The following is a 22,235-nucleotide window of genomic DNA, read 5'->3' on the forward strand; positions in this document are numbered from 1 at the left end:
CGTGCTAGGAGGGAGCCTCCGGAGCGGCGTACACCAGGACACACGGCGGGTTCCGGCGCCGTGCGTGGAGGCGACTCATGCTGAAGCCAGGAGATGTGGCCCCGGACTTCACGGTCCGTGATCACACCGGCCGGACACACACACTGTCCGAGTACCGAGGGAAGACGGTGGTGCTCTGGTTCTACCCGAAGGCGGACACCCCCGGGTGCACCGCCGAGGGCTGCGGGTTTCGGGACCAGCGCTCGCAGTACCAGCAGAAGAACGCGGAGATCCTCGGCATCAGCTTCGACACGCCCGAGGAGAACAAGGCTTTCGTCGAGAAGTTCGGGTTCAACTTCCCGTTGCTGTGCGACACCTCCCGGCAGGTGGGGCTCGCCTACGGCGCGTGTGATGACCTCCAGGCACCCAATGCTCGCCGGGTGGGCGTCATCATCGCTCCAGACGGGAAGGTGAAGTCGTACTACCCGAAGGTGGACGCGCGAGCGTTTCCCCAGCAGGCCCTCGCGGAGCTCTGAGCCGCTCGCGCTGGAGTGTCAGGGAGAGGCCAGCCCCACCGCCGCCACGCCGCTCACGGGGCCGTTGGGCGCCTGGAGCACGGCCACGGCGCGCAGCTTCTCCCGCTTCCACCCGGCGCCGAGTTTCATCCGCGCCTCCGAGACGAAGCCGCCCTCCTCGGCCTTCGGGGCGGGCAGCGTGGCCAGGGTGCGCACCACCGCCGCGTGCGAGAGCTTCCGGCCCGCGTTCTCTCCGCGCTTCACGTCCGACGAGAGCCCATCCTCCGCCAGCGCCGTCCACAGTTGCAGGCCCTGGGCAGGCGCCGTCTCCGTGCGGACGCGCACCACCACGGTGTCTCCCTCCACGCGCGCGGAGAGCCTCAGCGGCACCTTGGCCCGCTTCGCCGCGACGGCCGCCTGTGCTCGCGCCTCGTCCTCGCCGCCGACGAAGGAGCGTGTGCCGTCCACCACCATCTGCGGCGTGTAGACGCGATTCTCGTCCCCGTCCTGCGCGTAGCGGCGCTGTCGCTCGCCGTACTCGGGCGCGCCGTAGGGATCCTTCCAGCCCAGGTAGTCCCAGTAGTCCACGTGGAAGCCGAGCGCGATCAGCTCCACGCCCTCCACGGGTTGTTTCTCGGCCAGCCTTGCCAGCGCGTGGTCCGCGGACGGGCAGCTCGAGCAGCCCTCGGAGGTGAACAGCTCCACCAGGACGGGCGTGCGCGGCGCGCTGGTGGCGAGCAGCAGGGGCAGGGCGAAGAGGGCGGCATTCATGCCCTCTGATACGCCGCCTCGGGCACTCGGGTTACATGCTCACGGGGCGTGGCTGCGCGTGGGCAGGCGCGAGCGCAGGAACAGCGCCACCCCCGACAGCAGGAGCCAAGGCACCAGGTGGCCGAACATCAGGTGCCCGGTCGTCCCATCCGAGCAGTGCAGGTGCACGACGAAGAGGCTCACGCCGGCCGAGGACAGCCCCGCGGCGATGGCTCGCACCGGTTGGAAGGCGGAGCGGCACAGCAGCACCAGGGCCAGGGCCATCGGCGGAATGGACAGCACCACCTCCGTCTTCACACACCCCATCACCCCCGAGAGGAAGCTGCGAGGCGGCGCGTACCCGGAGCCTCCCAGCACCTGGAGGATGGCCACCGTTGCCGCGCCCATGGCGAGCAGTGCCCAGGGGAACCTGCGGACCTTCGGGGCCAGCGCGATGTACGCGCCCCCGCCCACCAGCGCGAGGGTGAGGAGCGCCAGCCCAGCCACCACGGGCGGCGAGGCGGTATTGGCCACCAGACCCGCGCGCCCCAGGGCGAACAGGCCGCCCACCATCACCACCGCATACGTCACCAGCAGCACCAGCAGCTCGCGCCACCACGGCCGGGCCACGGGCTGGACGGCCAGCTCCTCCAACGTCCGGGTGCGCGCCAGCTCCAGGCCCCGCGTCGACGGGGGCGTGGTCACCGGCGGCAGCGTCTGGAGAGCCCCGAACCCCTCCAGGAAGGCGCGGCAGTCCTCGCACGAGGCCGCATGCGAGGCCAACTCGGGCGGCAGAGGGCCTCCGATGGCGTCCATCACGCGCTCGCACTGGGGCGTCATTCGCTCGCTTCCTCTCTCAACCCGGCCAGCAGCTCGCGCAGCCGCGCATAGCCTCGATGGGCGCGCACCTTCACCGCCGACTCCGTGAGGCCCATGGCCTCGGCAATCTCCGCGAAGCTCATCCCCTCGAAGCGGTGCATGACGATGGGAACACGCTGGCCCTCGGGCAGCATGTCCAGGGCGCGCTGAACGGTCCGCTCCAGCCCCGTGTCACGCGGGCCCGCCGTGTCCGCGGCCACCGTCATGGGCAGCTCTCCCTCCTCGGTGAGCTCCTCGGGGCGTCGGCCGCGGCGCTGGTGGTCCCGGGCGGCATTGGTGGCGATGGCGTACAGCCACGGCTTCACCCGCGCACCCTCCTGGAAGCGCCCGCGCGCTCGCACCACGGACAGGAAGGTGAGCTGCACCAGATCCTCGGCCGCCGAGGTGCTCCCCGTCAGCCGCGTCAGGTAGCCGAGGACCGGGCGCGAGTAGCGCTGGAAGAGCGCATCGAACGCAGCCGCCTCTCCCTGACAGAACCGGGCCATCAACTCCTCGTCGGACTGCCCGGCGCCACTCTGCGCCGAGACCATTCCTGTACGTGGGAGGCCGGATTCGGGTTTCAGGGAGGAGGGTGACACAGACGCATACACTCTACCCTGGGAGCCGAGTCCCAGGGCAGGGAGCTTCTATCAGGCAAGCACGCGGGCGGTGCTACCGGCGCTTGAGCATCGCCTGAGGCGCCGGGGCGGAGGTGGGCAGGTGGTCCGTGGCGGTAGCCAGGGCCTCGCGCACCTTGTCCTCGGCGGCCTTCTTGCGGGCCGCCATCGAGCTCCAGAACGCCGTGGGCGAGTTGAGCTCCGCCTGCTGCTCCGGCGTGTACTTCTTGTAGGCGTACTTCACCGCCTCGGTGGGGGTGCGCAAGTCACTCACGACGCGCAGCCACGAGAGGACCTTCAGCGAGTAGTAGCTGAAGTCGACTTCCCACCAGAACCAGCCCTGGTTGGCGGTGTTCTGGTAGTAGTGGTGGTTGTTGTGCCAGCCCTCGCCCAGGGTGATGAGCGCCAGCAGCCAGTTGTTCTTGCTGGTGTCCGTGGTGCGGTAGCGGCGCCTGCCGAAGATGTGGCTGAGCGAGTTGATGGTGAAGGTGCCGTGCCACAGCAGCGTGGTGCTCACGAAGAAGCCCCAGACGAGCATCGAGAAGCCGCCGATGAAGTAGAGCGCCACGGCCAGGGCGATGCCCGGCACCAGGTGGAAGCGGTTGAGCAGGCGCAGCTCCGGGAATCGCGCGAAGTCCTTGATGGAGTCGTACTTCGTCTCGCCGTACTTGTCGCAGAGGATCCAGCCCATGTGGCTCCACCAGAAGCCCTTCTGCACGGGCGAGTGGATGTCCGCCTCGGTGTCCGACTCGCGGTGGTGGTGGCGGTGGTTGGCGGCCCACCAGAGCACGCCCTTCTGCACGGAGGTGGAGCCCACCAGCGCGAGAATGAACTGGAAGAAGCGGTTCGTCTTGTAGGCGCGGTGGCTGAAGTAGCGGTGGTAGCCCGCGGTGATGCCCCACATCCGCACCACGTACAGGCCCAGGCACACCAGCAGATCCACCGGCTTCGCCCCGACATAGAAGACGAAGAGGCACATCAGGTGGACCCCGAAGAAGGGGATGGACGCCAGCCAGTTGATCTTCTCGTCAGGGGCCAGAGCAGGGTGGGTACGCAAGAGATGCCTCGGCGGAATGCAGACCGAGCGGGAACGTGCTCAGTCTCACCGTGCATCAACACCCCCCTATGTCATGGCACTGTCAGGACGGCGCAGATTGACGCAGCGCCATCAGCCATTCCTCGAAGGCGGGGTGGCCGTGGAGGGGCGCCAGGTCTTCGTCCGAGGCGGCATAGGTTCCATCCCGGAAGCCCAGCTCGGTGGCACGGTGTAGCAGGCGCACTGCGTCAGGGACATTGCGTGCACGCGCGAACGCACAGGCCGCGTCATAGGCGATCTTCGAGCTGGGCACATGCGCCAGCGCTGCTTCCCCCATGGCCGCGGCTTCGGAGTAGGCGCCACGGATGAAGAGCACGCGCTCGGCGCAGGAGAAGGCCATCGCCGGATCCACTCCGGGCAGTCGCAGCGCCTGGGCCTCCTTGCCGGCGCGGATGAGGGAGCCGGCGTACTCGTGCATCACGGTGCGATCGCCGGAGTCGCGCCACGCCATCTCCCATAGGGGCAGGGCACGGGCCTCGTCTCCAACGAGTGAGAAGGCCGCGGCCAATCCATGGGTCTCCACGGGCTGGCCCTGCACCTGGGAGAAGTGATCGAGCGCGGTGCGCCCCTGGCCTTCCTTGATGGCCACCCAGCCCAGCAGGTAGTGGGCGCGGCTGGCCAGGTCCGGGGTCAGCGTGTCGCCGGCCTCGAGCGTGGAGACGGCCAGCCGGCGTGCTTCGTGGAGCTCGTTCTTCGCCAGGGCCTCCTGGGCTTGCTGGAGGTTGTGCACGAGCGGCACCTGCGCTTCGTCCACGGCGGCGGGCTTCTTCAGCACCTGGAAGAGGGTGCCCAGGGTCTGGAGGCCGAACATGGCGAAGATCATCGTCAGGAACGGCATGCCGCGGCTGATGCCCAGGAACACCATGGCGACCGCGGTGAGCAGGGCCAGCACCTGGGCGGCCACGAAGCCTTTGGCCCCGAAGAGCCGCACGGCCAGCGCGCGGGCGATGTGCCCCCCATCCAACGGTGCCACGGGCATCAGGTTGAGCACGGCCCAGACGAGGTTGGCGGCAGCCCCCACGCTGAGCAGGTAGTCGAGCACCGGGTCCTCTCGGCTCACATAGATGCTGCCCGCCAGGCAGGCCAGCCCCAGCACCAGCCCGAAGACGGGGCCCGCCAGGGTCAGCGCCACTTCCTTGTGCCAGGGGATGGGGCCTGGAGCGTTGGGGTGGGTGTGTCCTCCCATCCACGCCAGGGTGATGGTCGGTTGGTAGCCGAACGCGCGGCTGGCCAGGGCATGCCCCAGCTCATGGATGAGCACGGAGACGAAGACGATGAACATCCACGAGAGCACGTGGAACGCCATCGTCCCGGTGATGCCGGGTCGTTCGGGGGGCTGAGAGGTGAGGGCGATCGCCGCCGACACGAGCAGGTGACTGGCCTGGACCTCGACGGGGATGCTCCCGAGTCGAAAGCGGAACATTGGCTACCACCTTAATCGTTGAGGGGGGACTGCGCAGGCTCTTGCTGGGGCACTGCTCTGTGGCAACCAATCCGCTAGGTTCCCGCCACCCATGTTGCAGATCGGTCCTTACACCCTCCCCAACCCCTACATCCTGGCCCCGATGGCCGGGGTGAGCGAGAAGCCTTTCCGTGTCATCGCCTTCCGGATGGGCGCGGCCCTGTGTCCCACCGAGCTGGTGAGCTCCCAGGGATTGATGCGCACCAATCAGCGCACGCTCAAGTACCTGCGCTTCGATCCGGAGGTGGAGCGGCCCTACTCGCTGCAGATCTTCGGGGGAGACCCGGAGGCCATGGCCCGCGCCGCCGTGGTGGGCAAGGAGTACGGGGCCCAGATCATCGACATCAACATGGGCTGTCCGGTGAAGAAGGTGACGAAGAACGGCGCCGGCAGCGGCCTGCTGTGCGATCCGCCCCGGGCCGCGGAGATCGTCCGGCAGATTCGCGCGGCCACGGGGCTGCCCGTCACCTGCAAGATTCGCTCGGGCTGGGATGCCAAGAGCCTCAACTACCTCCGGATGGCCGGAGAGCTGTTCGAGGCGGGCTGTGCGGCGCTCGCCATCCACCCGCGCACCCGCGAGCAGGGCTACTCGGGCAAGGCGGACTGGGGAGTCATCGCCGACCTCAAGCGGCACTTCCCGGACCGGCCCATCATCGGCAACGGGGATGTGAAGACGCCCGAGGACGCGCACCGGATGCTGGAGACCACGGGCTGCGACTTCGTGATGATTGGCCGGGGAGCGCTGGGCAACCCGTGGATCTTCCGCGAACTGGCCGGCGGGGACCCGCCCACGCCCGAGGAGCGCTGTGAGGGGGTGCTGGCGCACTTCCGGGCTCATGTGGAGTTCGTCGGGGATGAGCTCGGAGCCGTCCGCAGCTTCCGCAAGCCCATGGCCTGGTACGCGCACGGGCTGCGAGGCGCGGCCGTCTTCCGGGCCGAGGTCAACGCGCTGGACTCGGCCGAAGCGGTGGAGGAGGCCGCGCGCCGCTTCTTCGCCACCGCTTCGCTGGACCTGACGGGTCCCCAGGAGGAGCAGGACGTGGACTATCGGGCAGCGCTGGGCTGAGGCGCGGGCGTCGCGGGCGGGACGAGCCGTCCTCCCTGGGCCACCGTGCGCAGGTACTCGCAGGCCGGGGTGGCGCGGCGCTCCATCGTCTCGAAGTCCACGTGGTAGAGCCCGAAGCGGGGGCCCCAGCCCTCCAGCCACTCGAAGTTGTCCAGCAGGCTCCAATAGAGGTAGCCGCGGACGTCCACGCCCTCCGCGCGGGCCTTCAGCACCTCCGCCAGGTGCGAGTGGATGTAGTGGGGCCGCCGCTGGCCGTTCCGGTCGTCGATGCCGTTCTCGGTCACCCAGACGGGCAGCCCGTAGCGCTTCACCTCGCGGAGGATCTGCCCGAAGCCCTCGGGGTAGTCCTCCCAGCCGATGTCCGTGAGGCCCCGGCCCACCCGGTCCCGGAACTTGAACTCGATGAAGGGGTGGCGGGGGATGAAGCGCAGGTGCGCGCGGGAGTAGTAGTTGACGCCGATGAACTCGCACGAGCCCTTGGCTTGGGGAATGTCCACATTCGTGGAGGCCAGGCCGGGCATCGTGACGCGCAGCTTCCCGCTGGAGAGCGCCTCATGGAAGGCGTGGTTGTAGGCCTGGGCGCCCAGCCGCACGATGGCCTGGTCCAGCGGGTGCCACCACCGGTCCGGCGCGAAGCAGAGCATGTTCTGCGAGATGCCCAGCTCCACCTTCCCCAGCACCGCCTGCAGCTCCTCGCGAGCGGCCACATGGGCGCGCACCATGTTCTCCATGGCGAGCATCGTCTTGGGACCGTCGCTGATGCCTGGGGGGATGAGCCCCTGGAGGTACCCCCCGAGTAGCACCACCATGGGCTCGTTGAGGGTGATGAGGAGCGCATCCAGCCCCTTCAGCAGGGGTGCGCACACGCGGGCGTAGGCGCGGAAGGCCTCGACGCTGGCCGGGGAGTGCCAGGGCGTCTCGCGGTGGAACCAGGTGGGGTGGGTGAAGTGGTGCAGCGTCACCACGGGCCTCAGGCCCCGGGCCTTCATGCGCAGCAGCCGCTCCCGGTAGGCCTCGAGCGCCGCCCCGTCATACCGGCCGCGCTCCGGCTCGATGCGCGCCCACTCCAGCGAGATGCGGAACGCCGAGGCCCCCGCCTCCAGGGCCAGCCCATAGTCCTCTTCGTAACGGTTCCAGTGGTCCACCGCGCGGCCGCAGCGTGCGTGCGGCTCCTTCAGCTTCCCGGCGCGCTCCCACTCGGCCCAGTCGTTCTCGATGCCTCCCTCCACCTGATAGGCGGAGGTGGCCACTCCAAAGGTGAAGCCCTCGGGAAACGTCGTCTCGTCGGCACTCATGGCGGGCGGCACCCTAGATGTCGGCTCCCACGGGCGGAAGCGCGGCGTGCGCTTCCCACTTCTGAGCGCCAGCGGACACTCGCTCGTGACGCGGCGCCGTTGCTTCCGGAGCCGAATTCTCGGCCTGCGCGCGGATCTCTTCCCGAGCCGATTTACCGGCCTCGCAGAGCGCTCGGCAGGTGGGCGGAGAGCCACGAAGGCGGTCCTTGAATGCGCGGAGGCCGAAAAATCGGCCCTCGCCACGCAGTGCAATACGTCACCATGCGTTGACACACACGACCATCGCCTCTACCATTCACGTCAAGCACTCGATCACGAAAGTGAGAGTGCAGGGCCCCACCCCCAATGGGTGCGGGCAACCAACTCAACGGAGGGATTGCATGGCCGCGAAGAAGAAGACCGCGAAGAAGACGACGAAGAAGGCTGCTGCGCCGAAGAAGAAGACGGCGGCCAAGAAGGGCGGAGCGCGCAAGACCGCGCGCAAGACGTCCTCCCGCAAGAAGGCTGCTGCTGCTCCGGCTCCGACGGCCTGACGCGGTCGACGCGGGCATCAGTAACCTCTGATACCCGTGAACGGCTCGGCGGACTCCGCCGAGCCGTTTTCATTTGCGGGGTTCAGCGGCCGGTTCCGCTCTGGCGGCGGGCACCACGCAGGCCAAGCGCCACGATGAGCAGCAGCACCAGCCCGGCGGGGCCACCGGTCGCACCGCACTGCCAGCCCACGGGCGAGTGCGGACCGTCTTCGTCCCCCGTCGGCGTTCCCCCGTCGGTTCCCGCATCCGTCGTGCCTCCGTCGGCTCCGCCATCGGTTCCGCCATCGGTTCCGCCATCAGGGGTTCCCCCGTCTGGCTGCTGGCCAGGGCAGGGAGTTCCGGGGGGTGGACGCGGGGGAATGGTGGGAGGCCCGCCGTCTGATAGCAGGACGAAGACGCCGTTCGAGGACACGGTGGCGGTCAGCCCATCCGTGTTCTTCGCCTCCACGGTGGCGAAGTACCAGGTGCCGGGCGTGAGGGGAGGAATCTCTCCCTGCGTCGAGGTCAGCGTGATGGACACGTTCCGGCCGACGGAGCGGAAGGGGGCCATGTCCGTGCAGCCCGGTGCGCTGCCCACGCCGAACCGGTACCCGTCGATGCCGCTCTCGTTGTCGACGAAGCTCCAGTTGGCCAGCACGGCCTCGTTGGACTCCTGCTTGTCCGTGTCCCCGGAGATGCCGTCCTTGACGGTGCCGACAGGGGGCGTGAGGTCATGGGCGTCGATGGAGATGACGAACATCTCGTCGCCGAACGAGTAGGTGAGGTCGTCCCCGCTCTGGGAGAGGTTGTCCAGCATCTCCGAGGAGCGCGTCACGCCCCCGATGACCAGCTCATCGTCCGGGCCGGAGGCCAGCGCCCGCACCTCATCCTCCAGGAAACCGCCGACATAGGTGCCCCACTCGGGGAGGAAGGTGCCGGCGTCCGGGGCCATCCGGAGGACGTAACCCTCGGTGCCGCTGATCTCCTTGTCGAACCCGAGCGACACGGGGAGATCCGGCGAGGTGGTCTTCCCGCCCACGAAGAAGGTGTCGAAGTTGCCGGCCGCGAGGGCGAGCCCCTCGTCATCCCCGGAACCCCCCACCACCAGGGAGAGGTTCTTCTGGCCCGTGGTGGGGTCGAAACTGGTCACGAACGCATTGGCATTGGCTGGGACGGGGTTGCCACCATTGGGGAAGTCACCGGAGTGGGTGGTACCCACCACCATGAGGCGGCGGGTGGGCGGCAGCTGCTGGATGACCCGGCCTTCGTCCTGGCCATGCCCGCCGATGAAGGTCCCCCAGAGTGGAGCGGAGAGATCCGGGGCCAGCTTGAGCACGATGGCGTCGCGCCCACCGTCCAGCTCGATGGGGGGCTCCTTGGGGAGGCTCAGGGGGAAGTCCGGCGACTCCGTGTAGCCGGTGACGTACAGGACGGGGGTTGAGGCTGTCGGGTCCTTCGCGATGGAGAAGGCCTCCTCGTTCCCGCTGCCGCTGAGGACCATCGTCTTCTCGAGAGCGCCGGTGACGCTGTCGAGCCGGCTGACGAAGAGGTCCTTCTTGCCCTTGGACACGCCGCCGTCCGAGGCAGGGCCGTTGGGCGAGGTGGTCGAGCCCGCGGCGTACAGCTTGTCGTCTGGTCCGAGGACCAGGGAGTAGATGTCCTCGTCACCGATTCCCCCCACGCGCTGGACCCAGTAGAGCGGGGTGCCCGTCGAGCCCAGTCGGGCAACGAAGCCGTCCGTGGGGCCTTGGAGGATCCCCGTCGAGCTCGGGAGGTCCTGCGAGGCGGTGGTGCCTGCCACGAAGAGATCGTTGTTCTTGCCGACGGCGAGGACTCGGGCGAAGTCGTCCTTGCTGCCGCCGAAGACCGCTGTCCAGCGCATGGATCCGTCGGAGTTGTAGCGGGCGACGACCACATCGGAGAGGGAGCCCGGCTGGTTTACGCCGCCACCCTGGGCGCCGACGGGCCCCCCGTTCTCGTCGCTGCTCGAACCGACGAGGAGGACCTCACCCGAGGGGTCGAGGACGGTAAGCCCCGCGAGCGCGTCATTGCTCTGCTGACCCACGAAGGTGTTCCACCGGATGATGGGATCGACCCAGACCGGAGCCCCGGGCTCCTTCACGTCCACTTCGATGACGTACTCCCAGAGGCCTGGGCTCTTGAGCCGTGCCTCGCGGTAGCGGCAGGGCAGATCGAGCGATGTGCCATCCGCGCGCTCCTGTCCGCAGCGCAGCCCGTCCTCGCGCACGATGCCATCCGCCAGCTCCACCTCGAGCGCGCGTCCGCCCTCGGTGATGCGCAGCGCCTGGGCCCTGTGCCACTCGAGCCGCACCTGGCGCAGGTCCGAGCCATGTGCGGCTCGCAGGCTGTAGGCGACTCCGGCCTCCTGGGCCTCGAGCCAGAGGTCCACTCCGGGAGCCACACCCGGGTAGTACAAGGCGCCCCAGGTGGGGAGGTCCGTCTTCCAGGACTCGCGAGGCCCCACGAACCGGTGGACCCGAGCCTGGCGCGGCTGGAGAGGCTGGGGCTCCACGGAGGATGCTCCCGCCAGGCCCCAGCGCAACTCGCGTGCGGGACGGTGGGGAGGCGTCAGCTGCATCGTGACGCCCGAGGAGTGGAAGAGCGTGCGGGCCCGGGGCTGTTGCATGGAGTAGCGCCCCGGTGAGTCCGGCTGGGGGGCGATGAGGGCCACCATGGCTGCGGAGCGCGGCGGCCCGGGCGGAGCGGGAGGAGCCTTGCTCGCCAAGGAATCCGAAGCGGTCAGTGACAAGACAAGACCTGCGGCAAGACCGCCGAGTACACCCAGAGACATGAGACGCCTCCCCCCAGGCTCATCATTTCTCGGAGCCCGGTCCACGGACCTGGGATACCGCGAAGTGCATGGCCTACGCCACCCACACAGGGTGGGGGGGCCTCGGCAGGGGCTTTGTCTCGGACACACGTCGAGACCAGCGAGGAGGTCCCGGGGCAGCCCATGTCGGGCGAGCCAGTGCGCAACTGGTGGGACCAGCATACCAGGTGGCGCAAACCGCGCCCGACAGGGGAACGCTCCTGGGTTGGGAGGTCCTCATTTGAGTTAGCCTGGGTGGACTGAACCCGGGGGTGGCCTTGCGAGAGCTTGTTGCCACCCGAGACGATCGTGTCGAGGAGCGTCGGAATGTCACTTCGTCCCACGGAGCTGGAGCAGGTGGTGGCGGAGGTGGGCTCGCGCCTGGCGGGAGCGGTGGCGCAGAAGGCCTGGTGTCCGCTGCCGAGGCTGGCATATCTGGAGCTGCGAGTGCCTGGGCGCTCCTTTCTCCTGTGCCTGTGCGCGGAGGGGGAGCTGTCCCGCGTCTCGGTGGCCGCCGATCGCTTTCCCACGCCGGGAGAGCCGGCCCCCTTCCAGCGCTGGCTGCGGCAGGAGCTGACGGGCTTCAAGCTGAAGGGAGCCACGTGGCGCGAGGCTGAGCGCGTGGTGGTGTTCGAGTTCCACAAGGAAGAGGAGGGGACGCGGCGTCTGGTGCTGGAGCTGTCCAGTCCGGGAGGGATGGCGCTGTTGAGCGAGAGTGGCCGGGTGCTGATGCTCTCGGGAGAGGGCTTCGCGCAGCGGCGGAGCCTGCATCCGGGGGCGGAGTGGATGCCGCCCGAGCCGCTGACACCCGAGGCGCTGGAGAAGGCCCGGAGCGCGGCCTCCCGTCTGCAACCGGTGGCCGGAGACTTCGCGCCCTACGCCGAGGCCGCCGAGCGGCTGCTGGGAGAGCGAGATCGAAGGAGCCGGGCGGAGTCGATCCGCCGCCGCCTCGTCCAACCGTACCGGGCGCGGCTGAAGCGCTCCGGGCGGACGCTGGAGAAGGTGCGAGCGGAGGCGGCGCGAGGGCCTGATGCGGAGGAGCACCGGCGCGTGGGCGAGCTGCTCACGCAGAACCTCCACCGCGTGCGTCGAGGCGCCACGGAGGTGACGCTCACGGCATATACGGAGACGGGCGTGGAGGAGGTGAAGGTGAAGCTGGACCCGAAGCGGTCGCCGAAGGAGGAGGCGGACTGGCACTTCCACCAGTACAAGCGGCTGCTGCGAGGCGTGGAGTCGGCTCGGCGGCGCGAGGCGGAGCTGGCGCGAGAGGTGGCGCACGCGGAGGCGGCGCTGGTGCAGCTCGAGAAGATGGACGAGGCGGCGTTGCTGTCCCAGGTGGAGGTTCTGCAGGGGCCCGCCTCCGAGGAGGGCCCGCAGGAAGGGCGTCCTTATAAGGAGTACCAGGGCCACGGCGGCCAGCGCATCTGGGTGGGGAGGGGCTCGGAGGACAATGACGCGCTGACCTTCAAGGTGGCAAAGCCGTACCACCTCTGGCTGCACGCGCGAGGGCAGCCAGGCAGCCACGTGGTGGTGCCGCTGGAGAAGGGCATGGAGGTGGCCCAGGAGGTGTTGCTGGATGCCGCGCATCTGGCGCTCCACCACTCGGGGGCGAAGGGCGAGCCGCGGGGCGAGGTGAGCTACGTGCCGGTGAAGTTCGTCCGCAAGCTGAAGGGAGGAGCGCCCGGCCAGGTGCAGTTCAGCCGCGAGAAGACGTTCATGGTGCGCATGGAGCCCGAGCGGCTCGAGCGCCTGCTGAAGACGCGCCACGCGGAGCCATCGCTCGGATGAAGCCTTTCCAGAGCCCTGCCTGCGCGCGCTGCGCGAAGGCCCTGGGAAAGACGTGCTGCGAGCCGTCCCCGCATGAGCACCTGGCCATGGTGACGCGCGCGGATATCGCCCGCATCGTCGCGCACACGGGGCTCCCGGCTCGGCGCTTCACCCAAGAGGAGGGCGTCTCCGAGGCTGGTGCCGCGGACTTCGAGGCCCGCTGGCCGCTCTACCGAGGTTATTTCCGCCGGGGCCCGGTGCGCACCACGCTGCTGGCTCGGGCTGGGGCCTGCGTGTTCCTCGATCGCACGCGTGGCTGCACGCTCCCCATGGACGTTCGTCCGATTGCCTGCCGGCTCTACCCCTTCGACAAGTGGGCGGATGGCAGCTGGAGCCTCACGGTGGGACGCTATGGAGACCTCGCGGTGGCGCGGGCCGAGGGCACCGCATGCTTGGCCGTGGAGGAAGCCGAGTCCATGGAGGACGTACTGGCGGCATTTGGGACCACGCACGAGGCGGTGGAGGCGCTGGGAGCGCAGCTCGCCGAGGAGGCGCGAAGCCATGGTCGCGGTTGACGGTCTGACGGAGTGGAGGCAACCGGGCTTTGGCACTCTTGAGTCCGTGGGGTTGGCGGGTACGATGCTGGGCAACGGATGAACGAGTACCCGCGCCAGATGTCGCTCTTCACGCTGTCCGGTAGCCCCGCGGCCTCGCTGAGGCCCGCACCGCCGCCGGCACAGCCGCAGCCGCCCGTGCGCAACCGGCTGGTCGAGGAGGCCCCGCGCATCGTCAGCGAGCGGGACGAGCTCTTCTCCCGAGCCGAGTCGTTGGCGTGGAGGCTCTCGGCGGATCTGGGCATCCCGGTTCGCCTGGCGGTGACGGACAACCGCTCGACGATGGTGTCCTTCCGGCGCGGTGGCAACGTGCTGCAACTGCGGTTGCACCACATGTTCCTGGACGCACCGGATCCCGTGCTGCGCGCGGTAGCGGACTACGCGGGCCGGGGACACCGGAGCGCCGGAGGCGTGCTGGACGAGTACATCCGGGGCCAGCAGCCGCGCATCCGCCAGTTCCGCCGAGATTCAGATGCGGAGCTCAACCCGGTGGGCCGCTGCTTCGATCTGCAGCTGCTCTTCGAGTCGGTGAACCGCACCTATTTCCAGGACGGCATCCAGGCGCGGATCGGCTGGGGGCGCATGCCGCCTCGGCGTCGTCGCAAGTCCATCCGCCTGGGCGTGTACGATCACCAGACGCGGGAGATCCGCATCCACCCGGCGCTGGACAGGCCGGAGGTGCCGTCCTTCTTCGTGGAGTTCATCGTCTTCCACGAGATGCTGCACCAGCTCTTCCCCAGCACGGGCCGCAGCGGTCGGCGGGTGCACCACCCGCGGGCGTTCCGGGATCGGGAGAAGGCCTACCCGCACTACGCAGCGGCGTTGCGCTGGGAGCGGGAAAATCTCAGCGTGCTCCTCCGGGGTTGAGCCCGTCTCCGCCCGGCCGCTCTTTTACCAATTTACCGAGCGGAGGCCCCTCGTTGCGTGCTTGACCCAGGGCGGTGCACCCCCCATCCTCCCTGCCCCTATGCGACGAGCGAAGATTGTCTGCACCTTGGGGCCCGCGAGCCAGAGTCAGGAGATGTTGGAGGCGCTGCTGGACGCTGGGATGGACGTAGCCCGGTTGAACTTCTCCCACGGCAGCCACGAGCAGCACGCGGAGAACATCGCCAAGCTGCGCGCGGCCTCGCTGAAGGTCCGCAAGGCGGTGGGCATCCTGGGCGACCTGCAGGGCCCGAAGATCCGCACCGGACGCTTCATCACCGGCAGCACGGAGCTGAAGGAAGGGGCCACCTTCTCCATCACCACCGACGAGAGCGTGAAGGGGACCGACGACATCGTCTCCACCACGTACCCCCTCCTGGCGCAGGACGTGAACCCGGGAGATCGCATCCTGCTGGATGACGGCCTGCTGGAGCTCAAGGTCATCGAGACGGACAAGAAGCAGCTGCTGCGCACCCAGGTCATCGTCGGCGGCACGCTGAAGAACAACAAGGGCATCAACCTGCCGGGCGTGGCGGTGCGCGCGGACGCGCTGACGCCGAAGGATCGCGAGGACCTCATCTTCGGCCTCAAGGCGGGCGTGGACTTCATCGCGCTGTCCTTCGTGCGCCAGCCCTCGGACATGGATACGGCACGCCAGGCCATGGCCGAGGTGGGCCGCACGGTGCCCATCATCGCCAAGCTGGAGAAGCCGGAGGCCATCGCCCGGCTGGACGCCATCCTCGACAAGACGGACGGGGTGATGGTGGCGCGCGGTGACCTGGGCGTGGAGATTCCTCCCGAGGAGGTGCCCGCGGTCCAGAAGGACATCGTCCGCCGGGCGAACCTGCGCGGCCTGCCCGTCATCGTCGCCACGCAGATGCTGAACTCGATGATCGAGAACCCGCGCCCCACGCGCGCCGAGGCCAGCGACGTGGCCAACGCGGTGTTCGACGGGGCGGACGCGGTGATGCTCTCGGGCGAGACGGCCAGCGGCAAGTACCCCATCGAGTCCGTGCAGATGATGGAGCGCATCGTCCTGGCGGCCGAGTCCGCGGCGCGGGCGCAGCAGGGCCTGGGGCGGGTTATCGAGGCTCCGCTCGGACTGCCGGCGCATTTCCCGGACGTGATTGCCCGGGTGGCGTGCCAGGCGGCCCAGGCCAGCGGCGCCACGCTCATCGCGGCCTTCACGCTGTCGGGTGTGACGGCGCGGCTGCTGGCGCACTACCGGCCGCCGGTGCCGATTGTCGCCTTCAGCCCGAACCAGGAGGTTCGCCGCCGGCTCGCGCTGCTGTGGGGCGTGGTGCCGCGCGTGCTGGAGCCCATCCAGGACACCGAGGCGATGGTGAAGCGCGTGGAGGAGGAGCTGCTGACGAGGGGCCTGGCGCGGCCGGGCGATCGCATCGTCATCGTCTTCGGAGCGCCGGTGGGGCAGCCGGGCAAGATCAACAGCCTGCGGCTGCACACCATCCAGGGCTGAGCCGGCTCACATGTGAGCTGGTGGGGTGGAGCAGGATCAGGTCCGCGGCGCGAATCAGGCGACGCGGGCCTGCACCAGCCCCGAGCCATCGAGGATGCGGCGGAACTGCACGCCGCTGTGGCCCTGCGCATCCTCGGGGTTGAGCAGCGAGTCGAGCACGTGGCCGACCTCCTCGGCGAAGGTGGCCGCCGCGAGCGACGGGAAGCGCTGCAGCGCACGGTCGAGGAACACGGTGCCGAACTCGGGGTAGTACGCGCCGCGGGCGCCCAGGAGGATCTGCGAGTCCACCCAGCGCACCGGAGGCAGCCAGCTGAAGTCTCCTTGGAGCGCTTGCTGGCGGTACCGCTCGGCCTTCCGGGCGTCATACCCGTCGCCGAAGCTGTCGCGCATCACATCGTGGAACCGCTGTTTGTCGCCCGAGAGCGTGACGAACTGCTGAGTGAACAGCGCGTGGACCATGACCGGTCCATCTTGCCTCGGCACCGCAAACCGATTTGTGGCAGGGCGCCAAAGGCTTGCGGCTGAGCGCCAGTTCTTGCCATGACGCGCAGCGTCTACTTCACCGAGCCCAGGGCCTTGCGAGGAATCTCCGCCTCGATGAAGACGGTGAGCAGCTCGCCGTCGAGCTGGCCGGCCTTGGCCTCCTTGCCCAGGATGTCGAGCGCGAACTGGTGGGGCACGGCCTTCTTGTAGGGCCGGTCCGAGGCGGTGAGCGCGTCGTAGATGTCCGAGATGGCCATCATCTTGGACTGGGTGGGGATGCCCTTGCCGGGGATGGCGCGCGGGTAGCCGGTGCCGTCGAGCTTCTCGTGGTGGGCGTAGGCAATCTCGGGCACGCGGCGCAGGGTGCGCGTCCAGGGGATCTGCGAGAGGAAGCGGTAGGTGTGCTCGACGTGGCTCTCGATCTCCTTGCGCTCCTCGGGAGAGAGCGTGCCGCGGGCGATGGAGAGCGAGCGGATCTCGTTCTCGAGCAGCAGGGGCTTGGCCTGGTCGTGCGCATCGTTGAAGGTGAGCTTGCGCATCTCGTTGAGGCGCTCGAAGCCACCCTGGGCCAGCACGGTGGGGCGGTTGCAGGTGAGGACGAACTCGAACACCTCGTCCAACTGCTTGATCTCGCTCAGGAGCCGCTCATCCTCCTCGGCGTCGATCTCGGCCAGGGCCTTGTCTCCGCGCAGCTTCACGGCGGCGAGCCGGCGGCGGTAGCTCTGCAGCTGCAGATCCTTGCGAGCGATCTGGAAGCGGGCGCGCAGCTGATCCAGCTCATGGGGGTAGAGCTTCTCGGCCTTGACGAGCACCGGCTCGCGCACGCCCACCTTGCCGAAGTCGTGGAGCAGGGAGGCGTAGCGCAGCTCTTGGATCTCCACGGCGGTGAAGCGGGTCCTGGCGTAGGGACCGGTGGCGAGGTGCTCGAGCGCCTGGGCCATCTCCACGGTGAGGTTGGCCACGCGGCCCGAGTGACCGGCGGTGCTCGGGTCTCGCGCTTCGATGGCCACCACGGAGGCGGAGACGAAGCCCTCGAAGAGCTTGTTGATCTCCTTGTGGAGCAGGGCGTTCTCGATGGCGCCGGCGGCCTGGGCGCCCAGGGCGAGCAGCAGCTCCTCGTCCTCTGCGTCGAAGATGCGGCCGCTGCGCTTGTTGAGGGCCTGGATGACGCCTGTCACCTCGCCGTTGGCGTCGCGCATGGGCACGCAGAGGATGGTCTGCGTGTGGTAGCCGCTGGAGATGTCGAAGGAGCGGTTGAAGCGATCATCCGCGTAGGCATCCGGGATGTTGATGGTGGCGCCGGTGGAGGCCACCTGTCCGGCGATGCCGCTGCCCACCGGCAGGCGGATCTCGTTCTTCTGGCCCTGGGCGACCTTGCTCCACAGCTCATTGCGCTCGCGGTCGAGGATGAAGAGCGAGCAGCGATCTGCTTCGACGACCTTGGAGGCCTCGTAGATGATGAGAGGCAGCAGCAGCTCGAGGTCTCGCTCGGCGCTCATCGCCTTGGTCACGTCGAGGATGGACGTGAGCTTCTGCAGACGGCGGGTCAGAGCGGGTTCGTCGGACGTGTAGAGCACCTGGGAGCGACTCCAGAGGTGGTGGGCGGTACCTGGGAAGGCACCCCGTTGTAGCACGACGAGGAAGGGGCCGGCCTGCCTGGCTGCCCCGCTGGTTGGATAGCAGGGGGACTCGCGGGGTGCATGCCAGGAATGCAAGGTACCGTTGGAAACCCGGAGCGGTTATGAAGCGAACCCACCATGACTCGCCGCGTCCTCATCTCTCCGTCGCTCCTGTCCTGTGATTTCAGCCGCCTGGGAGAGGAGGTCCGCGCCGTGGAGGCCGCGGGAGCCGACTGGATTCACGTGGATGTCATGGATGGCCGCTTCGTGCCCAACATCACGATCGGCCCGGTGGTGGTGGAGGCGATCAAGCGGGTGGCGACCCGGCCGCTGGACGTGCACCTGATGATCGTCGAGCCGGAGAAGTACATCGAGGCGTTCGCATCGGCGGGGGCGGACATCCTGACGGTGCACGTGGAGGCGAGTCCGCACCTGCATCGGACGCTGCAGCACATCCGGCACGTGGGGGCGAAGCCCTCGGTGGTGCTGAACCCGTCGACGCCGCTGTCGGCGATCGAGGAGGTGCTGGGGGACGTGGAGATGGTGCTGGTGATGAGCGTGAACCCGGGCTTCGGGGGACAGCGCTTCATCGAGGGCGCGGTGGACAAGGTTCGGCGGCTGAGAGCGATGCTGGACGCGCGCGGGCTGAACGTGGACATCGAGGTGGACGGCGGCATCAACGCCGAGACGTCCAAGCGGGTGGTGGAGGCGGGCGCCAACGTGCTGGTGGCGGGCTCGCACGTGTTCGGCTCGAAGGACTACGCGCAGGCGATCCGCTCGTTGCGCCCGGAATCCCAGCGGGGGTGAGGGCGAGGTGGCTGCTCAGGCCGAGGGAGGCGACGGGGCCTGGGTGCTGGCGGCGACGAGGCGGGCGATGCGTGGCATGAAGGTGACGTTGAAGGGCTTCACCTCGTAGGCATCGGCGCCGAGCTCGAAGCACTGGTGGCGCATGTGCTGGTCCTCGACGGCGCTGAGGATGACGACCTTGCTGTCGCGCGTTTCCGGGTCCTGCTTGAGCTGGGCGAGGAGATCGCGGCCATCGCGGCGCTGATAGATGTCCAGGATGATGACGGCGGGGTGGTGCTTGCGCGCCAGCTCGAGGACGTTGTCAGCGGTGGTGTCGGTGAGGCAGGTGAGCCCTGATCGGCGCCCCTCACGAGCGAGGGCGGACACGAGCAAGGGCTCATCATCGGAGATCAGGACGAGGGGCGTGGTCATGCAGCCCGGAGGCCCAGCAAGGAGCGTTCCTGGGGCCACACTGAGCAACTTCGAAGGGTTGCAAGAGAGGCGACCGGGTGGACGAGGACCCGTGGGGTGACAGGAACCCCAGGCTATCAAGGGGTGAGAAGGGGACGAAAAGGTGATCCTGAGACGTTGACTCAGCCGGGCGGGTCGGGTACATCCGCCGCCGCTTCTGCCGACCCGAGAGTTGTGCACGGCAGGGGGCAGTGGATATCGGGGAGTGGCTCAGCCTGGTAGAGCACTTGGTTCGGGACCAAGGGGTCGCAGGTTCAAATCCTGTCTCCCCGACCATCAAAGCAGTCAGAATCATTCGGTTACGGGCTGGAGGCCTTCTGGGTCTCCAGCCCGTCTCCATTTTGGGCTCCCTGCTTCGTCCCCTTCCAGCATCCGGATGGTCCCCGACTTGGCCGCCGTGCTCAGGACGCATAGGGCGAATGGGAGGGGGGTTGAGGGGGAGGGGTGTCCGATCGTGGCGTGCTCTCCTTCTTCGACTCCTCCACCGTCGCGGCAAATGACGGGCTCGTCTCCTCGGGCTCCGCCTCCTCTTGGGGGAGTGCGCGGGTTCACGGCCGCGAGGCGTTCCGGTTGCTCTGGGCGTTGGCCTCGTTGGATCCGTGGTAGGAGCGAAGCTCGTCGAGCCGAAGCCACCGAGGACCAGACGCCATGTGGGTCGAGCGCCTGCTGATCGAGAACATCCGCAGCTTCGAGGAGGAGGAGATCTCCTTCTTGCGCCACCGCAACGAGCCGTACCGCTGGGTGACGCTCTTGGGGGAGAATGGTGGCGGTAAGAGCACGCTGCTCCAGGCGCTCGCGTTGCTCCTGGCCGGGCCCGAGGGTGCCCAGACGCTGCTGCCCCGTCCCATCGGCTGGGTCCGGGACGAGTCCTACCCTGGTGTTCTCAAGGTCGTTCTCCGTAAGGGCGGCAGGGATCCAGGCAGTCCGCCGAGGAAGAAGTCCTCGGCGTTCGACGTCGGCTTGCTGCTCACTGGCCGCGAGAACCTCCGCATTGGCAAGAGCGTCATTACCGAGCCCACCATCCTGGAGAAGCTCTCACCGTCCCTGAACTGGTTGCGGAAAAATGCCTTCTCCTCCCGAAGCCCTGGCTGGTTCGCCGCCGGGTATGGCCCATTCCGCCGGCTGACGCGCTCCAGCCGACTCGTGGTCCCTGCACTAGAGCCACAGGCCCGCTATACGAACTTCATTACCCAGTTCAACGAGGACGAGCCGCTCTCCACCTTCGAGCGGTGGGTGGTGTACCTCGACTACGTCATCGCGAAGAGCACGCGTGACGCCAGCCGGGCCCGCCAACAGCGGCAGCTCGGCATCGATGCCATCAACCGAATGCTCCCGGAGGGCACGCGCTTCGACAGTGTCTCCAAAGAGGGACGCATCCTCTTCGACGTTCGAGGCCTCAAGGTTCCCACGCTCGCGATGAGCGACGGCTACCGGAGCGTCCTCGCACTCGCGGGAGACCTCGTGTGGCGCCTCATCCAGGCCTTTCCCGAAAGCAAGTCGCCACTCCACGAGGAGGGCGTCGTGCTCATCGACGAACTCGACATCCATCTGCATCCCCGCTGGCAGCGGCACATCGCTGGCTGGCTGCGCCACCAGTTCCCAAACCTCCAGTTCATCGTCGCCACCCACAGCCCCTTCGTCGCCGCAGGCGCCGGGGAGGACGCGCTGACGCTGCGGTTGACGCTGGAGGCGCTTGAGGATGAGGATGCCCTCACTTGGGTCGAACAGGTGGTGACCCCCGCCGCCCTTAGCGTGGACCGCATCCTCGAGAGCGAGGCTTTCGGTCAGCTGTCTCCGTACTCGCCGGAGACCGCTCGACGCATCGAGCGCTACGACACGCTGACTCGAAAGCGCAAGAAGCACAGCCGGGCGGAGGAACGGGAGCTGGACGAGCTGCGCGCGTTCATGCAGAAGGCTCGGCCCCTGGGCGGACCGCCCGAGCCGGGTTCGCTCGAAGCGAAGCTGGACGCATACATCGAGATGACCCTCCAGCGCGAGGGTCGCGGATGATTCGCGTCAACCGGGGCCGGGTTCCACGCGTGATTCCCCGGAACCGGAAACGGTGGCTGGAGGCTCTCGCGCGGGCGACGACACCCGAGGAGCGTGAGCGGGCGCTGAGCCGCTACCGGCACGACGACATCAAGGCCGCGCTCAAGACCGCGTTCCACGGCAAGTGCGCCTACTGCGAGAGCTTCATCCTGCACATCGACTACCCCCACATCGAGCACTTCCGGCCAAAGTCGAAGTACCCAAATAAGGCCTTCGACTGGTCCAACCTCCTGCTCGCCTGTGGCGTGTGCAATGGCAGCGAGCACAAGGGAGATGAGTTCCCTCTCAAGGCCGATAAAGGCCCGCTCGTCAATCCGTGCGCGGAAGAGCCGGCCACCCATCTCTCCTTCGACTTCGACCCCGTGACCAGGCTGGCGTCCGTGACGAAGCCAAGCGCATCGGACAGTTTCTCTTGGGCGTTCTCGCAGGAGGCTGGATCCACGTCTGGACGCCCAAAGACATGGAGGATCCCGCCGGCAACGAGATCTACGATGTGATCGCGCGGCACGGGGCGCCAGTTGTCAGGAAACTGTCAAGGACCGTCAACGACGACCCTAACTTTCGTGGCCTTACAGAACTGCTCGGCAAGCTCATGGAGTAACAAGCCTGCAATTGCAACTCGGTTTCGTTCTGACGGCTCTTCTTGGCCTCGGAAGGTTTCTCGCCTATTGGTAGGGCTATCGGATCCGGACAAGGCCCCCACCCCCAGGGGGACGGGGGGTTGCCTTGCCGCAGGTCCATTTTTCAGGGGCCCGGCCCCTTCATGGATCCCGGTTGTTGGGGGTGGGCTCAAGATTTTTGGGGCCCACCTGGAGGAGTCCATCTCCGGTCCTGGACGACCTACGGCCACTCCCCCCTGATGACCGTACCCTGTGTTCGCTCTCTCGCTCCTCGCGCACGAGGGTGCCACGACCTCCGGGGACTTTTGGCGCTCGGGGATCACCGTGTCCCTTCGGCAAGCGTGCGTGATCTGACCTGGAGAAGGTCCGTACCGTGCCCTGCCCAGTCGAATGGCTGGCGGGAGGATGCATGGGACGGACGATTGAAGGAACGAAGGAGTTGAGA

21 protein-coding genes and 1 tRNA gene are annotated in these 22,235 nt (G+C 68.1%); 12 read left to right on the plus strand and 10 right to left on the minus strand.

Annotated elements, in window-relative coordinates:
- Window positions 1–77: 77 nt before the first annotated feature.
- Window positions 78–515, plus strand: a complete 438-nt coding sequence (locus tag KY501_RS44595) for a peroxiredoxin (RefSeq protein ID WP_224370679.1) — start codon at window positions 78–80, stop codon at window positions 513–515.
- A gap of 18 nt (window positions 516–533) precedes the next feature.
- On the opposite strand, the gene KY501_RS44600 is transcribed toward KY501_RS44595, so the two are convergent.
- From KY501_RS44600 to KY501_RS44620, 5 genes are all read right to left on the minus strand, one after another.
- Window positions 534–1,265, minus strand: coding sequence for a DUF1223 domain-containing protein (locus KY501_RS44600; RefSeq protein ID WP_224370681.1), 732 nt, complete (start codon window positions 1,263–1,265; stop codon window positions 534–536).
- A gap of 39 nt (window positions 1,266–1,304) precedes the next feature.
- Complete coding sequence (locus KY501_RS44605) at window positions 1,305–2,084, minus strand: NrsF family protein (protein WP_224370683.1); 780 nt, start codon at window positions 2,082–2,084, stop codon at window positions 1,305–1,307.
- Window positions 2,081–2,608 (minus strand): RNA polymerase sigma factor, encoded by a 528-nt coding sequence (locus KY501_RS44610; protein ID WP_224370685.1) that lies wholly within the window; start codon window positions 2,606–2,608, stop codon window positions 2,081–2,083. Before KY501_RS44610 ends, KY501_RS44605 begins: the two co-directional genes overlap by 4 nt.
- A 166-nt stretch (window positions 2,609–2,774) precedes the next feature.
- Entirely contained in the window at window positions 2,775–3,776 is a 1,002-nt protein-coding gene (locus KY501_RS44615) for an acyl-CoA desaturase (RefSeq protein ID WP_224370687.1), read from the minus strand.
- Window positions 3,777–3,858: 82 nt separating this feature from the next.
- Window positions 3,859–5,238 carry a TPR end-of-group domain-containing protein gene (locus tag KY501_RS44620; RefSeq protein WP_224370689.1) on the minus strand — a complete coding sequence of 460 codons (1,380 nt, stop codon included), beginning with the start codon at window positions 5,236–5,238 and terminating at the stop codon, window positions 3,859–3,861.
- A gap of 91 nt (window positions 5,239–5,329) precedes the next feature.
- Here KY501_RS44620 and dusB point away from each other — a divergent pair, with 91 nt between their 5' ends.
- Window positions 5,330–6,343 (plus strand): tRNA dihydrouridine synthase DusB, encoded by a 1,014-nt coding sequence (dusB, locus tag KY501_RS44625; protein ID WP_224370691.1) that lies wholly within the window; start codon window positions 5,330–5,332, stop codon window positions 6,341–6,343.
- Here the strand turns inward: dusB and KY501_RS44630 are convergent.
- Window positions 6,322–7,638 (minus strand): glycoside hydrolase family 1 protein, encoded by a 1,317-nt coding sequence (locus KY501_RS44630; RefSeq protein WP_224370693.1) that lies wholly within the window; start codon window positions 7,636–7,638, stop codon window positions 6,322–6,324. The two genes, dusB and KY501_RS44630, sit on opposite strands and share 22 nt — an antisense overlap.
- A 380-nt stretch (window positions 7,639–8,018) precedes the next feature.
- On the opposite strand from KY501_RS44630, the gene KY501_RS44635 reads away from it, so the two are divergent.
- Entirely contained in the window at window positions 8,019–8,171 is a 153-nt protein-coding gene (locus KY501_RS44635) for a hypothetical protein (RefSeq protein WP_224248847.1), read from the plus strand.
- Window positions 8,172–8,253: 82 nt separating this feature from the next.
- On the opposite strand, the gene KY501_RS44640 is transcribed toward KY501_RS44635, so the two are convergent.
- On the minus strand, window positions 8,254–10,962 hold the full coding sequence (locus tag KY501_RS44640) for a DUF7948 domain-containing protein (RefSeq protein ID WP_224370695.1): 2,709 nt from the start codon (window positions 10,960–10,962) through the stop codon (window positions 8,254–8,256).
- Between the two features lie 345 nt (window positions 10,963–11,307).
- On the opposite strand from KY501_RS44640, the gene KY501_RS44645 reads away from it, so the two are divergent.
- The 4 genes from KY501_RS44645 (at window position 11,308) to pyk (ending at window position 15,762) form a co-directional block, all read left to right on the plus strand.
- Window positions 11,308–12,768 (plus strand): NFACT RNA binding domain-containing protein, encoded by a 1,461-nt coding sequence (locus tag KY501_RS44645; RefSeq protein ID WP_224370697.1) that lies wholly within the window; start codon window positions 11,308–11,310, stop codon window positions 12,766–12,768.
- The gene (locus tag KY501_RS44650) at window positions 12,765–13,322 is read left to right on the plus strand and encodes a YkgJ family cysteine cluster protein (RefSeq protein WP_224370699.1); all 558 of its coding nucleotides are present in this window, start codon (window positions 12,765–12,767) and stop codon (window positions 13,320–13,322) included. The genes KY501_RS44645 and KY501_RS44650 overlap by 4 nt, the downstream gene beginning before the upstream one ends.
- Before the next feature lie 78 nt (window positions 13,323–13,400).
- Window positions 13,401–14,228, plus strand: a complete 828-nt coding sequence (locus tag KY501_RS44655) for a hypothetical protein (protein ID WP_224370701.1) — start codon at window positions 13,401–13,403, stop codon at window positions 14,226–14,228.
- A 100-nt stretch (window positions 14,229–14,328) separates the two neighbouring features.
- The gene (pyk, locus tag KY501_RS44660) at window positions 14,329–15,762 is read left to right on the plus strand and encodes a pyruvate kinase (protein WP_224370703.1); all 1,434 of its coding nucleotides are present in this window, start codon (window positions 14,329–14,331) and stop codon (window positions 15,760–15,762) included.
- 54 nt (window positions 15,763–15,816) lie between these two features.
- On the opposite strand, the gene KY501_RS44665 is transcribed toward pyk, so the two are convergent.
- Entirely contained in the window at window positions 15,817–16,221 is a 405-nt protein-coding gene (locus tag KY501_RS44665) for a hypothetical protein (RefSeq protein WP_224370705.1), read from the minus strand.
- A gap of 95 nt (window positions 16,222–16,316) precedes the next feature.
- Window positions 16,317–17,822, minus strand: coding sequence for an HD family phosphohydrolase (locus KY501_RS44670; RefSeq protein WP_224370707.1), 1,506 nt, complete (start codon window positions 17,820–17,822; stop codon window positions 16,317–16,319).
- A 180-nt stretch (window positions 17,823–18,002) separates the two neighbouring features.
- Between KY501_RS44670 and rpe the strand changes: the two genes are divergently transcribed.
- Entirely contained in the window at window positions 18,003–18,671 is a 669-nt protein-coding gene (gene rpe / locus KY501_RS44675; RefSeq protein WP_224370709.1) for a ribulose-phosphate 3-epimerase, read from the plus strand.
- Window positions 18,672–18,686: 15 nt separating this feature from the next.
- Here the strand turns inward: rpe and KY501_RS44680 are convergent, their stop codons facing one another.
- Window positions 18,687–19,082, minus strand: a complete 396-nt coding sequence (locus KY501_RS44680; protein ID WP_224370711.1) for a response regulator — start codon at window positions 19,080–19,082, stop codon at window positions 18,687–18,689.
- 238 nt (window positions 19,083–19,320) lie between these two features.
- Here KY501_RS44680 and KY501_RS44685 point away from each other — a divergent pair.
- The 4 genes from KY501_RS44685 (at window position 19,321) to KY501_RS44700 (ending at window position 21,667) form a co-directional block, all read left to right on the plus strand.
- Window positions 19,321–19,397 (plus strand) — tRNA-Pro (locus tag KY501_RS44685).
- Between the two features lie 168 nt (window positions 19,398–19,565).
- Window positions 19,566–19,727 (plus strand): hypothetical protein, encoded by a 162-nt coding sequence (locus tag KY501_RS44690; RefSeq protein WP_224370714.1) that lies wholly within the window; start codon window positions 19,566–19,568, stop codon window positions 19,725–19,727.
- Window positions 19,728–19,769: 42 nt separating this feature from the next.
- Window positions 19,770–21,131, plus strand: coding sequence for an AAA family ATPase (locus tag KY501_RS44695; protein WP_224370716.1), 1,362 nt, complete (start codon window positions 19,770–19,772; stop codon window positions 21,129–21,131).
- Between the two features lie 29 nt (window positions 21,132–21,160).
- On the plus strand, window positions 21,161–21,667 hold the full coding sequence (locus KY501_RS44700) for a retron system putative HNH endonuclease (RefSeq protein WP_224370718.1): 507 nt from the start codon (window positions 21,161–21,163) through the stop codon (window positions 21,665–21,667).
- Window positions 21,668–22,235 lie beyond the last annotated feature (568 nt).

It is taken from the genome of Hyalangium versicolor, from assembly GCF_020103695.1.
Taxonomy (GTDB): domain Bacteria; phylum Myxococcota; class Myxococcia; order Myxococcales; family Myxococcaceae; genus Hyalangium; species Hyalangium versicolor.

Excerpts from the sequence above, each read along its gene's own strand:
- KY501_RS44640 (WP_224370695.1), bottom strand. The coding sequence starts at position 10,962 with ATGTCTCTGGGTGTACTCGGCGGTCTTGCCGCAGGTCTTGTCTTGTCA.
- KY501_RS44665 (WP_224370705.1), bottom strand. The coding sequence starts at position 16,221 with ATGGTCCACGCGCTGTTCACTCAGCAGTTCGTCACGCTCTCGGGCGAC.
- pyk (WP_224370703.1), top strand. The coding sequence starts at position 14,329 with ATGCGACGAGCGAAGATTGTCTGCACCTTGGGGCCCGCGAGCCAGAGT.
- KY501_RS44595 (WP_224370679.1), top strand. The coding sequence starts at position 78 with ATGCTGAAGCCAGGAGATGTGGCCCCGGACTTCACGGTCCGTGATCAC.
- KY501_RS44600 (WP_224370681.1), bottom strand. The coding sequence starts at position 1,265 with ATGAATGCCGCCCTCTTCGCCCTGCCCCTGCTGCTCGCCACCAGCGCG.
- KY501_RS44630 (WP_224370693.1), bottom strand. The coding sequence starts at position 7,638 with ATGAGTGCCGACGAGACGACGTTTCCCGAGGGCTTCACCTTTGGAGTG.
- KY501_RS44610 (WP_224370685.1), bottom strand. The coding sequence starts at position 2,608 with ATGGCCCGGTTCTGTCAGGGAGAGGCGGCTGCGTTCGATGCGCTCTTC.
- KY501_RS44620 (WP_224370689.1), bottom strand. The coding sequence starts at position 5,238 with ATGTTCCGCTTTCGACTCGGGAGCATCCCCGTCGAGGTCCAGGCCAGT.
- KY501_RS44680 (WP_224370711.1), bottom strand. The coding sequence starts at position 19,082 with ATGACCACGCCCCTCGTCCTGATCTCCGATGATGAGCCCTTGCTCGTG.
- KY501_RS44605 (WP_224370683.1), bottom strand. The coding sequence starts at position 2,084 with ATGACGCCCCAGTGCGAGCGCGTGATGGACGCCATCGGAGGCCCTCTG.
- dusB (WP_224370691.1), top strand. The coding sequence starts at position 5,330 with ATGTTGCAGATCGGTCCTTACACCCTCCCCAACCCCTACATCCTGGCC.
- KY501_RS44695 (WP_224370716.1), top strand. The coding sequence starts at position 19,770 with ATGTGGGTCGAGCGCCTGCTGATCGAGAACATCCGCAGCTTCGAGGAG.
- rpe (WP_224370709.1), top strand. The coding sequence starts at position 18,003 with ATGACTCGCCGCGTCCTCATCTCTCCGTCGCTCCTGTCCTGTGATTTC.
- KY501_RS44635 (WP_224248847.1), top strand. The coding sequence starts at position 8,019 with ATGGCCGCGAAGAAGAAGACCGCGAAGAAGACGACGAAGAAGGCTGCT.
- KY501_RS44645 (WP_224370697.1), top strand. The coding sequence starts at position 11,308 with ATGTCACTTCGTCCCACGGAGCTGGAGCAGGTGGTGGCGGAGGTGGGC.
- KY501_RS44655 (WP_224370701.1), top strand. The coding sequence starts at position 13,401 with ATGAACGAGTACCCGCGCCAGATGTCGCTCTTCACGCTGTCCGGTAGC.
- KY501_RS44650 (WP_224370699.1), top strand. The coding sequence starts at position 12,765 with ATGAAGCCTTTCCAGAGCCCTGCCTGCGCGCGCTGCGCGAAGGCCCTG.